This is a genomic window from Ectobacillus sp. OTK, from assembly GCF_059698935.1.
In genome coordinates this window covers 3,197,679-3,212,888 of the sequence record NZ_AP048547.1, presented here as the reverse complement: position 1 = coordinate 3,212,888, position 15,210 = coordinate 3,197,679, and the positions used below count along the sequence as shown (strand labels likewise).

Annotated in this window: 11 protein-coding genes and 1 pseudogene; 10 read left to right on the top strand and 2 right to left on the bottom strand. The window is 39.1% G+C overall.

The features are described from left to right. The first annotated feature begins 77 nt into the window (after nucleotides 1–77). Nucleotides 78–4,673 (top strand): glutamate synthase large subunit, encoded by a 4,596-nt coding sequence (gene gltB, locus AC6HZ4_RS16100; RefSeq protein WP_497490630.1) that lies wholly within the window; start codon nucleotides 78–80, stop codon nucleotides 4,671–4,673. A gap of 3 nt (nucleotides 4,674–4,676) precedes the next feature. Next, nucleotides 4,677–6,161 (top strand): glutamate synthase subunit beta, encoded by a 1,485-nt coding sequence (locus AC6HZ4_RS16095; RefSeq protein WP_497490629.1) that lies wholly within the window; start codon nucleotides 4,677–4,679, stop codon nucleotides 6,159–6,161. 128 nt (nucleotides 6,162–6,289) lie between these two features. Here the strand turns inward: AC6HZ4_RS16095 and AC6HZ4_RS16090 are convergent, their stop codons facing one another. After that, nucleotides 6,290–7,063, bottom strand: coding sequence for a DUF5995 family protein (locus tag AC6HZ4_RS16090; protein WP_497490627.1), 774 nt, complete (start codon nucleotides 7,061–7,063; stop codon nucleotides 6,290–6,292). Nucleotides 7,064–7,201: 138 nt separating this feature from the next. Between AC6HZ4_RS16090 and AC6HZ4_RS16085 the strand changes: the two are divergent. Continuing rightward, nucleotides 7,202–7,309: pseudogene (locus tag AC6HZ4_RS16085) on the top strand (helix-turn-helix domain-containing protein); the annotation flags it as partial. A 273-nt stretch (nucleotides 7,310–7,582) separates the two neighbouring features. Continuing rightward, complete coding sequence (locus tag AC6HZ4_RS16080) at nucleotides 7,583–8,638, top strand: glucosaminidase domain-containing protein (protein ID WP_497490626.1); 1,056 nt, start codon at nucleotides 7,583–7,585, stop codon at nucleotides 8,636–8,638. 152 nt (nucleotides 8,639–8,790) lie between these two features. Here AC6HZ4_RS16080 and AC6HZ4_RS16075 read toward each other — a convergent pair whose 3' ends face one another. Beyond that, nucleotides 8,791–8,985 (bottom strand): hypothetical protein, encoded by a 195-nt coding sequence (locus AC6HZ4_RS16075; RefSeq protein ID WP_497490624.1) that lies wholly within the window; start codon nucleotides 8,983–8,985, stop codon nucleotides 8,791–8,793. Between the two features lie 237 nt (nucleotides 8,986–9,222). Between AC6HZ4_RS16075 and AC6HZ4_RS16070 the strand changes: the two genes are divergently transcribed. The 6 genes from AC6HZ4_RS16070 (at nucleotide 9,223) to AC6HZ4_RS16045 (ending at nucleotide 15,156) form a co-directional block, all read left to right on the top strand. Further along, a complete protein-coding gene (locus AC6HZ4_RS16070; RefSeq protein ID WP_497490622.1) occupies nucleotides 9,223–9,888 on the top strand; it encodes an HAD family hydrolase in 666 nt (221 codons plus the stop codon). Nucleotides 9,889–10,144: 256 nt separating this feature from the next. After that, nucleotides 10,145–10,513: a hypothetical protein gene (locus tag AC6HZ4_RS16065; RefSeq protein WP_497490621.1), complete on the top strand. Its 369-nt coding sequence runs from the start codon at nucleotides 10,145–10,147 to the stop codon at nucleotides 10,511–10,513. Further along, the gene (locus tag AC6HZ4_RS16060; RefSeq protein ID WP_497490620.1) at nucleotides 10,506–10,760 is read left to right on the top strand and encodes a hypothetical protein; all 255 of its coding nucleotides are present in this window, start codon (nucleotides 10,506–10,508) and stop codon (nucleotides 10,758–10,760) included. The genes AC6HZ4_RS16065 and AC6HZ4_RS16060 overlap by 8 nt, the downstream gene beginning before the upstream one ends. Nucleotides 10,761–11,213: 453 nt before the next feature. Beyond that, nucleotides 11,214–11,555 (top strand): zinc ribbon domain-containing protein YjdM, encoded by a 342-nt coding sequence (locus AC6HZ4_RS16055; protein WP_497490619.1) that lies wholly within the window; start codon nucleotides 11,214–11,216, stop codon nucleotides 11,553–11,555. A 1,074-nt stretch (nucleotides 11,556–12,629) separates the two neighbouring features. Next, nucleotides 12,630–13,904 carry an amidohydrolase family protein gene (locus AC6HZ4_RS16050; RefSeq protein ID WP_497495737.1) on the top strand — a complete coding sequence of 425 codons (1,275 nt, stop codon included), beginning with the start codon at nucleotides 12,630–12,632 and terminating at the stop codon, nucleotides 13,902–13,904. 292 nt (nucleotides 13,905–14,196) lie between these two features. Continuing rightward, nucleotides 14,197–15,156 (top strand): aldolase catalytic domain-containing protein, encoded by a 960-nt coding sequence (locus AC6HZ4_RS16045; RefSeq protein WP_497490617.1) that lies wholly within the window; start codon nucleotides 14,197–14,199, stop codon nucleotides 15,154–15,156. The last annotated feature ends 54 nt before the right edge of the window (nucleotides 15,157–15,210 follow it).

Below are 15,210 nucleotides of genomic sequence, written 5' to 3'. Positions count from 1 at the left end.
TGGCATTGGAACAGTTGTACATAGCTGGTGCTGCTTCATCATGGAATAGGCCTAATTTTTTTAGAAGGGATGTTGTCATGAAAAAGTCTAGGTATCCGAGCGCGCAAGGTTTATATCTGCCTGAACATGAACATGAAGCTTGCGGAATCGGAATGGTCGCTAATATAAATGGAAAAAAATCACACGACATTGTTGAACATGCTATAACGATTTTATGTAATTTAGAACACAGGGGTGGACAGTCAGCAGACACTAGTACCGGAGATGGCGCAGGTATTCTCACTCAAATTCCACATTCTTTTTTTGAGAAACAATGTGAAAAGGAAAATATTGAACTCCCTGAGGAAGGGAGATATGGAATTGGTATGGTCTTTTTACCGCAAGATCCAGAAATTAGGAAAAGGACCCAAAAACAAATTGAAAATGTCATTGAAGAGGAAGGACAGACCTTTCTAGGCTGGAGGACCGTTCCAGTTAATGATTCTTTTGTCGGTGACATGGCAAAGAAATCAAAGCCGTTTATTCGTCAAATGTTTATCGCTCCTTCTCTTGACCTCAGTGATCAAAGTGATTTTGAAAGAAAGTTGTATGTAATCAGAAAGCGGTTAGAAAATGAAGTAGCTCCCACTGATAGTGAACATCGAGATGGTATGTATATTTGTAGTTTATCATCAAGAACAATTGTGTATAAAGGGATGTTAATTCCAGAGCAGCTCGATTCCTTTTATATTGACCTCAATCATCGTGATTTTAAGTCAGCATTAGCTCTTGTTCATTCGCGATTTAGTACGAATACATTTCCAAGCTGGGAAAGATCTCATCCAAATCGGTTTACAATCCACAATGGAGAATTCAATACCATAAAAGGAAACGTGAAATGGATGCAGGCTAGAGAGGCTTTGTGTGAATCGGAGTTATTTCGTGATAAGGATTTTCAGCATCTATTTCCGGTCATTGATACGGATGGCAGTGACTCTTCGATGTTTGATAATTGTTTTGAATTTCTGCATCTTTCAGGACGTTCACTAGCTCATACAGCAATGATGATGATTCCCGAGCCATGGGTTAATGATGCAACAATGGATGACGAAAAAAAAGCATTCTATGAATTTCATAGCTGTTTAATGGAACCGTGGGATGGACCAGCAGCCGTTGTATTTACTAATGGGAGGCAAATAGGGGCGTGCCTTGACCGAAATGGGCTGCGGCCTGCCCGGTATTATGTAACAAAAGACGGCATGATCGTTTTGGGGTCTGAAGTAGGTGCTTTGGATATTTTTGCTGAGGATATTGAATATAAAGACAGACTCCATCCCGGAAAAATGCTCTTGGTTGATTTAGAAAAGGGAGAAATTATTCCAGATGAGGAAATTAAAAGGAAAATATCGTCTGAGCAGCCGTATAAAGATTGGTTAGCTGAGCATTTAGTTCATATAGATGACCTGCCTGAAACGGGCAGTCATAAACAGGTTTTTGCCAAAGATGAACGAGTGAAACAACAACTTGCATTTGGGTATACAAACGAGGAGCTCAATAAAATATTGAAGCCTATGGTAACAGATGGGAAAGACCCCATTGGCTCTATGGGGTATGATTCGCCCCTTGCTGTTTTATCTAAAAAACCACAATTGCTTTATAACTATTTTAAACAGCTTTTTGCGCAAGTAACGAATCCGCCAATTGATGCGATTCGGGAGAAAATCATTACTTCGGTTGTAACAACAATCGGGCCGGAAAAAAACCTAATTAAGCCTGAGCCTGAGAGCTGTAAACAAATTCAGCTCCAGACCCCCATTTTGACGAGTAGCCAGCTGGAAAAGCTTCATCATTCTAGCTTTAAGAGTGAAACGCTATCGATGCTATTTTCTGTTGAAACAAAACCGCCTAATTTTGAAAAGATTTTAGACGACTTATTTATGAAAGCTGATACTGCCATTGAGAATGGAGCTTCTTTACTCGTTTTATCTGATCGTGGGGTCAATGCTGAAAATGCAGCATTACCGGCTCTTCTGGCGGTATCTGGTTTGCATCATCACCTTATTCGAAATGGAACACGAGCGAAGGTAAGCATCATCATTGATTCTGCAGAACCTAGAGAGGTTCATCATTTCGCGGCATTACTTGGTTTCGGGGCAGAAGCGATTCATCCTTATTTAGCATTTGAGTCACTGCTAGGATTAATTGAGATTGATGATATACGCGAAACCCGGGTCGAGGATGCGATTGAAATATACAGAAGGGCAGCAACAGATGGCATCCTGAAAGTATTATCGAAAATGGGGATTTCAACCATCCAAAGTTATCGTGGTGCACAAATCTTTGAGGCGATCGGAATTGATAAGGACGTAATCGATACATACTTTACTGGGACAGCGTCACGAATAGGCGGTATAGGGTTAGATATAATTGCTGAGGAAGTTATGATGAGACATAAAAGGGCATTTGATCCGGCAAGAGGCGCAGAGAGAACATTAGAATCCGGTGATGATTTTCAGTGGCGCTATGATGGGGAAGATCATCAATACAACCCTCGGACAATTCATCTGTTACAACAAGCTTGCCGAACAAATAATTATAATCTTTTTAAAGAATATTCAACATTACTGACAGATGCTAATCACAATCTTCAATCCATTCGTGGCATGCTATCTTTTAAAAAACGAGAAGCGATACCGCTGGATGAAGTGGAACCTATTGAAGAAATTTGTAAAAGGTTTAAAACTGGAGCGATGTCTTACGGCTCAATAAGCGGCGAAGCCCACGAAGCACTTGCAATTGCAATGAACAAAATTGGTGCAAAAAGTAATTCTGGCGAAGGGGGAGAAGACCCTGGCCGATTTACGCCTGATCCAAATGGACAGTTACGGCGCAGTGCTATTAAACAAGTTGCTTCTGGCCGATTCGGAGTTACGAGTCATTATCTTGTAAACGCCGATGAAATCCAAATTAAAGTGGCCCAAGGGGCTAAACCAGGAGAAGGGGGACATCTTCCAGGAAAAAAAGTATATCCATGGATTGCAGAGGTAAGAGGATCAACACCAGGTGTGGGATTGATTTCACCACCGCCGCACCACGATATTTATTCCATTGAAGATTTAGCCGAATTAATTCATAACTTAAAAAATGCAAATCCCGATGCAAGGATTAGTGTCAAGCTAGTATCAGAAGTTGGCGTGGGAACAATTGCAGCTGGTGTCGCTAAAGGAAGAGCAGATCTTGTTCTTATCAGTGGATATGACGGAGGAACTGGAGCAGCACCAAGGACGAGCCTGAAGCATGCTGGATTACCGTGGGAAATAGGATTAGCAGAAACACATCAAACATTGCTTTTGAATCGGTTGCGTGACCGAATTGTCGTAGAGACTGATGGGAAATTGATGACAGGCCGGGATGTTGTGATTGCTGCTTTGCTTGGGGCGGAGGAATATGGTTTTTCAACTGCACCATTAGTTGTATTAGGGTGTATCTTAATGCGTGTTTGTCACCTTGATACGTGTCCGGTAGGTGTTGCAACACAAAACCCAGAGCTGCGGAAGAAATTTACTGGCGAACCTGGGCATGTTGTTAACTTTATGAGGTTTATTGCGATGGAAGTGAGAGAGCTCATGGCAGAACTCGGGTTCCGGACAATAAATGAAATGATAGGACGGACGGATGTTTTAGAGGCGAATAAAGCCATTAACCATTGGAAAACAAAAGGGATTGATTTATCAGCTCTTCTTTATCAGCCAAAAGTACCCGAAAATGTTAGTCGGTATGCAACAGTTGAACAGGTTCATGGACTTGATAAAACATTAGACAAACAAGAATTAATTCCTTTATGTAAAGAAGCGATTGAAAACCAACAACCAGTAGAGGCGACCTTATCGATTCGGAACATTAATCGAGTTGCGGGGACAATGCTAGGCAGTGAAATTACAAAACGGTATGGTGCAAAGGGGCTGCCTGAGGATACCATCCGGCTAACTTTTAAAGGTTCCGCAGGGCAAAGCTTTGGTGCATTTATTCCACCTGGTTTAACAATGACGCTTGTTGGAGATGCGAATGATTTTATCGGAAAGGGATTATCAGGCGGGAAAATTATCGTTCACCCTTCTCGAAAGAGCACGTTTATCCCGGAAAAAAATATCATTGTTGGAAATGTTTCATTTTACGGGGCAACTGCAGGAGAAGCTTATATTAATGGAATTGCAGGAGAACGTTTTTGTGTGAGGAACAGTGGTGCAAATGTTGTCGTAGAAGGTGTCGGGGATCACGGTTGTGAGTACATGACAGGTGGAATAGTCATTGTATTGGGATCGACAGGAAAAAATTTCGCAGCTGGTATGTCGGGTGGAGTTGCGTATGTATTGGACGCCACAAAGGATTTTCGAGTGAAATGTAATCAGGAACAAGTGTATCTAGATTCGATTCAAGATAGGGCAGAACTCCAAACAGTCTATCAATTGATTGACAATCATGTTCGTTATACGAATAGTCCGTATGGGAAGAGAGTACTGGATAACTGGGAAGAGATGAGCGGGAGTTTTATACGGGTTATTCCGAAAGATTATTTAGAGATGAAAGAGAGAATTAAATACCTGCAAGAAAGCGGGCTGAGTGAACACAAAGCAGCACTCCTCGCATTTGAAGAAAGCAAAAAAGCAGTGAATTCGATAAAAGATGGAGGGTGAACGATGGGAAAACCAACTGGTTTTATGGATTATGAACGTCAATCAAGGCCTGAACGTGACCCTGTAACACGAACGGATGATTGGGATGTTTATACGTTACCTCTTGAAGAAAATGAATTGAAACAACAAGGTGCTCGTTGCATGGATTGCGGGATTCCAACTTGTCATACAGGTACACTAATAAACGGGATGACTTCTGGTTGTCCCGTCCATCATTTAATACCGGAGTGGAATGATTTAGTTTTTCAAGGCCAATGGGAAGAAGCGCTGAAACGAGAACATAAAATGAATAACTTTCCTGAATTTACAGGGTTGGCTTGTCCAGCCCCGTGTGAAGGAGCTTGCGTACTTGGAATTAATGAGCCGCCGGTTGCAATCCGATCAATAGAGCTAGAAATTATTAATAAAGGATTTAAGGAAGGATGGGTGAAATCGGAACCTCCTAAAACCCGAACTGATAAAAAAGTGGCAGTTGTTGGTTCTGGTCCAGCAGGCTTGGCTTGTGCTGCACAGCTTAATAAAGCAGGACACCTTGTTACTGTTTTTGAACGCCATGATCGTGTTGGAGGTCTTTTAACGTATGGGATACCTGAAATGAAACTTCCTTATTCTGTTGTTGAGAGAAGAGTAAATTTACTTAAAGAAGAGGGAATTGCGTTTATCACAAATACAGAAGTGGGCAAGGATTATCCAATTTCTTCGCTGCAATCAGAATTCGATGCGATCGTTCTTTGCAGCGGTGCAACAAAGCCTCGTGATTTAGATGTAGAAGGGAGAGAGCTAAAGGGGATCCATTATGCTATGGACTTTCTTCATGCAAACACAAAAAGTTTATTGGATTCTAATCTGGAGGACGGTCATTATATATCGGCAAAGGATAAAGATGTGATTGTTATCGGCGGTGGGGATACAGGTGTAGATTGTTTGGCTACTTCTATCAGACATAAATGCAAAAGCTTAACACAGTTTGATATTTATGAAAAAAAGGGTGAAGTTCGGGCTGATGATAATCCATGGCCGCAATGGCCGGTAATTCATCGGGTTGAATATGGTCAAAAGGAAGCGGCAGCTGTCTTCGGAGAAGATCCTCGAGCCTATGCTGTGATGACGAAAAAATTTGTAGGCGATGAAAGCGGTCATGTTAAAGAGGTTCATACCATTAATGTTGAAACCATAACTGATGAAAATGGCCAACAGATTCGAAAAGAGATTCCAGGTACAGAAAAAATCTGGCCCGCTCAGTTAGTGTTACTTGCGATCGGATTTAGTGGTCCAGAACAAGACCTCCTTCAAAAAATTAATGTTGAAACAGATGAACGTTCAAATGTAAAGGCTGAGTATGGAGAATATAAAACAAATATTGAAGGGGTTTTTGCTGCCGGTGATATACGTCGAGGTCAAAGTCTGATTGTCTGGGCTATAAATGAAGGTAGAGAGGCTGCAAGAGAATGTGATAGATATTTAATGGGTGAAACAAATTTACCTTAGAATAATACATGAAATAAGGAAAACTTCAATTTATAGTTCTTTTGGCTTTGCGTGCTTCTTGCTCAAAGCAGGAAGCGTGTAGAGCTGTACTCTCCTAAAACAGGTTTGTGCCTCTGAGACGCCTTATGTTAGAGCCAACGATTCTGCCTGGTAAATGGAGCAAGGCTCTTTATTAATCGAAAGGCACGCGGGTGGGCAATCTGCAGCCCGATAGTATAGGCATCATGTTCAATTCGCTGCCGATGAATGTTCCGCTGTTCTTCATCAGGAGCGTCAAGTAACAGCTCGGTATTGTACCACACATTGGTTCTACAGTGGGTTAGAATAAACTGAGAGAATGATTCGTCCCTGCGTCCCATTATATGGTCAATGGCGCGGATGAAGCGGGCATGATGAAACGCCAGTTCGTCTTGAACCAAATCCATCAGATTAGCCAGTATGGTGTTGATTTTTTCATGATCTTGGCGGCGATACAGCATAATCCGAGCATCAGGCCATGCATTGTCCTCATCAAGAATCGTATACAGAACCATTGGCAGATCGTTGTTGATATGAGCGTTAATGCCGAGTAATGCATCTTGCAAGACAAAACCTTGTTTTGTAACAGCCAGACGAAAGGCCAGATCCCACGCCGGCGGACAAGATTGCCCTGCTTCATACGCGTCTATAGCATTAAAATAGTATCGAGCGAAACGAACCAGAACTCGCTCCATCCAAGCTGGATCCCGAAAAAAGCCAGATGTAAGGCGCCGTTGCATCTCCTGTGTCATTAGGAGGTAGACACGTTGAAATACGGCTCTGTGATCCCCGCACTCCTGGAGAACATGGAGCCGTTGCGTCATTGCATTAATTACGTGGTTCAGGGTTTGTACTTGCTCTTCCTGTTTGTCTGCAAATTCCATAGTATTGCCTCCTCATAGCTTGAACGCTGCAAATAAAAATAATGGTACTGTACTATTGATATGCTGGAAATGAATATTTATTGCGCCAAACAGGAAATTACTAGATACGGTGCCTTGCGTTTCTATCAGATTTGCCCGAAAGAGTTAACTTGGTTGAAGGAAGTTGACTCACATTCCTTACAATCCTCTTTGAAGAACCTTGCAGATTCATTTGACCGTTTTTTTAAGAAGCAAAACGATGCTCCATGATTTAAAAGCAAGCGGAATACAGCGCAATCTTACACGACAAATCAAAAAAGACAACTTTCTACAACATGTAGCGGTTGTCTTTTTTTCTGTATATGTACTTTGAAAGGTGCTGTTTAGTTTGTCAACAGCTCAAGGAGATTATTAAAGTCAAAAAGCTTTAAGTACATATAATAGCTGTCCAATCAGATAAGGAGCTTGTACATAAATTAATAAGAGAAAGATATGGCTATTAGTATTTCATCACAAAATTAATAACTTACGAGGTGAACTATGGATACACAACAATTTATAGATAAAATTGCTCCGTATGCAGTAGCTGGTATGCAATCTATGAAAATTCTGGCATCTTTAACTATCGCGCAAGCTATTTTAGAGAGCGGTTGGGGAAAATCAGAGCTTGCTGCGAAAGGAAATAATTTGTTTGGCATAAAAGGGACAGGACCAGCGGGGAGTATTACTCTGGAAACAACAGAGCATGATCAAAATGGAAATCCCTATAGAACAACCGCTGTGTTCCGAAAGTATCATTCCTGGGAGGAAAGCTTAGAAGATCATACACAATTTCTCGTTCAGTCCAAACGATATCAAAACTTAATTGGGGAAACTGATTATAAACGTGCATGCCAAAAAATACAAGATGACGGTTATACAAATGATCCAAGCTATAGAGATCTTCTTATTCAACTAATTGAGCGTTATCGTCTATATGAATATGATAACAAACAGCCTGCTCCTACTGTTACAGGAGTTGTTACTGTTATAACAGAAGCATTAAATTTACGAAAAGGGCCAGGTATGTCCTATCCTGTATTGCGTCAGCTTCCAAAAGGCTCCCAATGGAAGGTATACGGAAGCGAAGTAAATGGCTGGTATAACCTTGGCGGTGACCAATGGTGCTCTGCCAATCCAGCATACGTGTCCTTACAAGTCATGAAAAAGGTAACTGGAGAAATTAAATTGCTTGTTGATTTGAATTTGCGCAGTGGTCCTGGTATGCAGTACAGTATTATCCGTGTGATGCGCAAAAACGAGGCTTATAAGGTATATGCTGAAGTAAATGGCTGGTATAATCTTGGCGGCGACCAATGGTGTTCCGCCAATCCGGCATATGTATCCTTGACTCCATCTTCACAAGTTATTGGAGAAATTAAATTACTTGTTGATTTGAATTTGCGCAGTGGTCCTGGTATGCAGTACAGTATTATCCGTGTGATGCACAAAAGCGAGACTTATAAGGTATATGCTGAAACAAAAGGCTGGTATAACCTTGGGGGCAATCAGTGGTGCTCTGCCAATCCGGCATATGTAGAGTTTAGATCGTATTAACACAGTAGCCTTAACTATATTTCGTGTTAGTGGCAGAAAAAGCCAAAAAAAGGTTCTCTGATGGAAAGGATATGGAAGTGGTATATTTCTAAAACATTATCTTTGTACTAGAACTGTTTTTCTGGCTTTTTCTACACTTTTTCTAATTGCGTTCATTTCTCTTTTTGTTTATAGAAGGTATACAGATTTTTTGCATCGTCTTCTGACAATGAAATCCAATTAATATACTTGATCTCTATTCCAAATTCATGATAAATGCGTTGTATATACCATTCCACCCGCAGCTTTTCTTTCTGCAGAACCTTTTTTTTCAACTCTCTCTTTTGCACCCTATATAAAAGTTTCATCTGCTATTGCTCTCCTCTTGTTCTATGTATTTTTACTGATCCTAGAAAACATTAATAAGGATTACCGATTTGCATAGAAATATACCTAGGGAATTGATTTATCTATCCGCTTATTTGTAATTACGAGGGTACTTCAATAAGGTGTACAGGAAGAGATTTGAAAATAATCAATAAGTATCCAGTATGATACTATGAGATGAGATAGGATAAATATTGCATGCAGAAAGGGAGATTCGTTTGAAAGAGTATAAGATAATCTTATTTGATTTGGATGGGACACTGTCTGATCCTAAGATAGGGATAACCAAATCAGTTCAATTTGCACTTGAGAAGATGGGTATTCTAGAGCCTAGCCTTAATAAACTTAATTGTTTCATTGGACCGCCATTACAAGAATCATTTGCTATGTATTGCGGCTTCAATACGAAAGAGGTAAAACAAGCAGTTGTTTTTTACAGAGAAAGGTTTAAAAAAGAAGGGATGTTCGAGAATCAATTATATGCTGATATTCCTTCACTCTTAGATACCTTGAAAAAGCAGGGATATATCTTAGTCGTAGCAACTTCTAAGCCTACTGTGTTCTCAGAAAAGATATTAGAATACTTTAACATAGACCGTTATTTTGACCTTGTGGTGGGGAGTAATCTTGATGGAACCAGGAGCTCAAAAACCGAAATCATTCAGTACATACTTGATAAATATCACGAATATAAACATAGCGACTTCGTTATGATTGGTGATCGTAAGCACGATGTAATTGGTGCAAACAATACGGGTATTGATTCTATTGCAGTTACATATGGCTATGGTTCATTAGAAGAATTAAAGCAGTCCAATCCTACATGTATTGCTGATAGTGTTAAAGGTATAGAAAATATTTTGTTAACTCGTACAGCAATTTAACTCCCGCTTCCGAATGTTACGTTAACCTGATTGGAAAAGCGTACAAAACAACAGTAAGCGACCTCAATCATCCTCTTAGGCATCACAAGGTCGCTTACACTATTTCCTCATTCATTACTTCCGAAGTCCTTTCAATTTATAGTCTTTTATCAAATAAATGGTATCAATTATATATGATTATGAATATATTGTGTATAAATAAAACAAATCTATCAAAAAAGAAATACTTAAACTATCTTAGAAACGAGGATATTTCATGAAAAAACAAGTTCCTGTTATCGAGTTATTTTTAACTATTATTACAGGATGGTGGGCAATAGCTCTTCTCTTAAATGACAAATTGTTTGAAGATCGACCCGAACTATTTTATACCTTTCAAAAGGTTGCAGATGAAGGGCCTTGGGGAAGCATTTTTATTTTAATCTCTATTTCTTTAGTATTAGGTCTTATTGAAGGACAAATATGGCTTCGTAGATTCTCATTACTAGCCTCAACTTTTTTATATGGTCTAATGACAGCAGGTTTTATTTTATCTAAACAACCTCTCAGCACAGGGATAGGTGTCTATTTTGCTATTGCAGTTCTTTCGTTATGGAGATTAAGAGAAGTGAAACAAGATGAGTAATCTTGATATTTTAGAAGAAAAAATAAAGAACTTAGAACAAAACATGGACGAGAAAAATAAGGAAATTAATGCTCTTATGGTACAAAAAGAAACTACACTGTATAAACTAGATATGATTCAAAAACAATTAGATGAAATAGAAGCTTCAGTAAAAAAAAACATGGGATGGAATGGATTCTTTGTAGATTTTATCAAAGTTGCTGCACAAATTGCTGCTTTAGTTGCAGCAGGAAAATTCATCTTTTAGTAAATTGTTAAATATTTATATATATTGTATGAATAGGATGAATTATGTTGATTGCTATATCAACTTCCGCTTCCGAATTTTATATCAGCCAGCTCCAAAATCGGGGTTGGTTTTTCGTTATTTTCGCAACCCAAAAAGTTGCTAGTTAAAAGGGGACTTTTACACTAAAGAAGTAATAGAATTGATAATAAATTTAACAGTGGATAATAACAATAGTAGAAAAACCAAACTTACAAAACCATCGTCTTTAGGTAATTCATAGCGGTTTTTAAGGAGAGCTTTTGAGGAAGGCTTGCCAATATGAGAAGAATATGACATTATATAAGGAATTATCGATAGATCTTTGATAAATTTCAAGTTATTAATGGCTATTCTTAAGAAGCTATAAAAAGAAAATTGAAAACAATTGTTACATAATTACAATTGACAGGAATAAATGGAGGAAATGGAATTATGTCTAATTTGCCAAATTGCCCAAAATGTAATTCAGAATACACTTATGAGGATGGGAGCTTTTTGGTTTGCCCGGAATGTGCTCATGAGTGGACTTTAGAACTAGAGGCTGAAAACAGTGAGGATAAAAAGATTATCAAAGATGCAAATGGAAATGTCTTAAACGATGGCGATTCTGTAACAGTAATCAAAGACCTTAAAGTAAAAGGAACTTCATCAGTTATAAAAATAGGTACAAAAGTGAAAAATATACGCTTGGTTGATGGAGACCATGATATTGATTGCAAAATTGATGGTTTTGGCGCTATGAAATTAAAATCTGAATTTGTTAAAAAGATATAAAAATAAAACAGACCGAAATAGATATCCGCTCTAGCAGATATTGAGCGTGTAAATTCAAATGACATTCGAGAAATTGAAAGCGAGATTGAAAAATAAAATTAGGGGCGTACCAAAACAATGGTTTCGCCCCTAATATCCTTTTATTTAGTATAATTAGTTTAATTTATAATATATAAAGACCGTATCAGAGACAAGTTATTTTTGCTAACCACAATTGTATGGAAGTAATCATGAAAATTTGTTTAAAAAAGCCAGGTGAATCGGATTATTAATTGATTACTACTGTTGCAAGGACCGTGGTTTTGTTTTTAAGGGGATTTTGATAGTAGTTTGTAATTCTACGAAAAAAAATACCATATATAAATAAGTGAGTTCAAGCGCACATAAGGCATTCTTCTTGAAGGCATTTATCAAAAGTCTCATGTTAGTTGGCTCCTTTCGTCGTGCATGATTTATGAATTCATCATACTACTAATCTTGCATAATGTATCATTGTTTGTCAGGATTTCTCACATGTTTCTTCCCTTTAGTCATTGTACAGAAGATAAGGCAGTCCTGCTTTATTCCCATAAGCTGCACAAATGATGAATTACTGTAGTTATTCACATAGAGGAAACTTGTATTTTATAGGTTGCTTTTTACCTGTTCCTCAAACAGGTGTTTTTATGTTGAAAGGGTAACTAAAAGCAGGGGGACTTACATGATTCATTGTGTAATGTTGATTCCCGATGAGGAAGAGGACCAGGTGTTTCTGTCGTGAAAAATATTAGCTGTTTTCTCACATATTGTTGCTTTTGCCTTTTGCCCAGCAGCACGTACACAGTACTGCGGGAAGAGATGGGAAGTCAGAAATGAGAGATCGGCTGCAAGAGGCGGATAGCCTCTTGCTTGTATCGAAACACGTTCTTTTATTCCTACAGCAACAATTGTTTAGAAAAGGGCCAAAATATTTTAGTTAAGACGAGTATGCCGTCTATTTTAGAAAGGAACAGGGGAAAATAGATTAATTATTATGAAGTGATTTGGGAGGAGATAGTATTGAATATAGCTTATGTGAACGCTACTTTTTTTACCATGGATAAGGAAAATCAAATCTTTGAAAATGGCATGATGATTGTGGAGGATCAATTCATCACTTACATAGGCTCGCATTCTAAAGAGTTGCTGATAGAGGCAGACAAGGTTGTTGATCTTGGCGGAAAATGGGTCCTGCCAGGAATGGTAAATGCCCATTCACATATAGTAATGACTCTTTTGCGCGGCATCGGAGATGATATGCTATTGAAGCCTTGGCTAGAAACTAAAATATGGCCGATTGAAGCCCAGTTTACAACGGAAATTGCTTCTGTAAGTACCCAGCTTGGTATTTTAGAGATGTTAAAATCCGGAACAACTACATTCTCAGATATGTTTAATCCCAATGGCATAGATCCTGATGCTGTAATACAGACGATTGGGGAAACCGGGATTCGTGGAGCCTTTTCTTATACGATTTTCAGCTTAGGTACGGAACAAGAACAGAAAGCAAACCTCATGGGCGCTGAGCGTTTTGCTAAAAATTATAAAATGGCTGCAGATGGCCGTCTAACAACGATGGTAGCACCTCACAGCCCGTATGCTTGCACGCCGGAAGCTCTTGTTGAAAGTGCACGGATTGCTAAAGAGAATGATTTAATGGTGCACATTCATGTTTCAGAAACGGATTTTGAAGTTTTAGATATTGAAAAACGTTATGGGGTTCGTCCCGTCGAACACCTTCGTCGTTTAGGGCTTTTTAATCAGCCGGCCGTAATAGCCCATGGTGTGGTGCTCAATGATGAAGAGCGGGAGATATTGAAGCAGTATGATGTACGAGTTGCCCATAATCCAACTAGCAACTTAAAGCTGGGATCCGGAATCGCTGATATTGTTCGTCTTCTAGATGCCGGGATAAAAGTAGGAGTTGCAACAGACGGAGTAGCCTCTAATAATAACTTTGATATGTTTGAGGAAGTGAGAACCGCTGCACTGCTGCAAAAAGGTATCTATAAAGATGCAACTAAGCTTCCTGCCCGAACGGCATTATCCTTAGCTACGAGAGTAGGAGCCGAAGCTATTGGCATGGGCTATACAGGCTCTCTGGAGGCAGCTAAAAAGGCTGATTTTATTACAATTTATCCGTATGACAAAGAGCATCTACAACCGCTTAGCGAGGCGTATTCACATTTGCTTTATGCAGCATGCGGACGTGATGTATGCGATGTGTACATTGATGGCAGGATGGTTGTAAAAGACCGCTGCTGTTTAACGATAGATGAAGAGAAAGTGATTGCTGAAGTGAATCGCCTGCAGGCTAACCTTTCAAGATAAGCTCAAGCATATGCAGGTATGTTGGCGGCAAAATGCATCATATTGCCGCCGAATTTCTTTGTTTGAATCTGAATCAGCTAAAACTGCAGCTTATTATACCAAGTTTTTTCTATGCTTAAACTGCTTTAGGCTGAATTGATATAATTTGTTTACTTTTGATTAACTAAATTTTTGGAAAATAGATTGACACCCTTAAACGAATCATGATATAAGAAATTTTAGTACATAAAAGCATAGAAGTTAAAAAATAATAGTACTAAAAAAGCAGGATAAACAGGGGGAAGTTACTATCATGGAACATCGTAGCAAAATTTTAGACTGTACCATTCGTGATGGAGGATTGGTGAACAATTGGAATTTCAGTGTCGAATTTGTTCAAGACTTATATAATGGCCTAAGTGAAGCTGGTGTTGAATATATGGAGATCGGCTACAAAAATTCCGCTAAGCTTCTTAAAGCGAATGAGCCTAATCCATGGAGATTTCTTGATGATAACTTCCTGAAAGAAATTATCCCTGAAAAAAAATTCACGAAGCTATCTGCTCTAGTAGATATTGGGCGTGTAGATCCAAATGACATTCTGCCGCGCGAGCAAAGTGTTTTAGATATGATTCGAGTAGCGTGCTATATCCGCGAAGTGGATAAAGGCTTAGAGCTTGTACAAATGTTTCATGATTTGGGCTATGAGACTTCACTTAATATTATGGCTTTATCTAGTGTACCTGAACATCAGCTTATTGAAGCATTTGAAATGGTAAAGAAAAGTCCTGTAGATGTCGTATACATCGTTGACTCCTTTGGGAGTTTAGATCCTGCGGATATTGAACATCAAGTAAAAAAATTCCAAGCGATGATCCCTAATAAACAGCTTGGAATCCATACGCACAACAATATGCAGTTGGCTTTCGCCAATACATTAACTGCGATGCGAAATGGGGTTACATTCCTTGATTCGTCTGTTTACGGCATGGGTCGTGCGGCTGGTAACTGTAACACAGAGCTCCTCGTTAGCTATATACAAAAACCAAGCTATGAGGTTAAGCCAGTTCTTGGCGTAATTGAAAAGCACATGCTGGAAATGCGTCAAAAGTGGGAGTGGGGCTATATCATTCCTTACATGATTTCTGGTGTGCTTAATGAACATCCACGTGTTGCCATGGCTTACCGTGATAGCGCCGACCGTGACAAATTTGTCGATTTTTATGAAAAGGTAACATCACCTGAAGTTGCTCTAACTTCAGTGTCGAAATAGGTCAGAATGTTAAAAGTACCTCTATATGATAGGGGTACTTTTCTTTATCATTTT

Bases quoted from the DNA above. Each gene is read 5' to 3' on its own strand.
- AC6HZ4_RS16095 (WP_497490629.1), top strand. From the start codon at position 4,677: ATGGGAAAACCAACTGGTTTTATGGATTATGAACGTCAATCAAGGCCT.
- AC6HZ4_RS16080 (WP_497490626.1), top strand. From the start codon at position 7,583: ATGGATACACAACAATTTATAGATAAAATTGCTCCGTATGCAGTAGCT.
- AC6HZ4_RS16050 (WP_497495737.1), top strand. From the start codon at position 12,630: ATGGATAAGGAAAATCAAATCTTTGAAAATGGCATGATGATTGTGGAG.
- AC6HZ4_RS16055 (WP_497490619.1), top strand. From the start codon at position 11,214: ATGTCTAATTTGCCAAATTGCCCAAAATGTAATTCAGAATACACTTAT.
- AC6HZ4_RS16060 (WP_497490620.1), top strand. From the start codon at position 10,506: ATGAGTAATCTTGATATTTTAGAAGAAAAAATAAAGAACTTAGAACAA.
- AC6HZ4_RS16090 (WP_497490627.1), bottom strand. From the start codon at position 7,063: ATGGAATTTGCAGACAAACAGGAAGAGCAAGTACAAACCCTGAACCAC.
- AC6HZ4_RS16075 (WP_497490624.1), bottom strand. From the start codon at position 8,985: ATGAAACTTTTATATAGGGTGCAAAAGAGAGAGTTGAAAAAAAAGGTT.
- gltB (WP_497490630.1), top strand. From the start codon at position 78: ATGAAAAAGTCTAGGTATCCGAGCGCGCAAGGTTTATATCTGCCTGAA.
- AC6HZ4_RS16045 (WP_497490617.1), top strand. From the start codon at position 14,197: ATGGAACATCGTAGCAAAATTTTAGACTGTACCATTCGTGATGGAGGA.
- AC6HZ4_RS16065 (WP_497490621.1), top strand. From the start codon at position 10,145: ATGAAAAAACAAGTTCCTGTTATCGAGTTATTTTTAACTATTATTACA.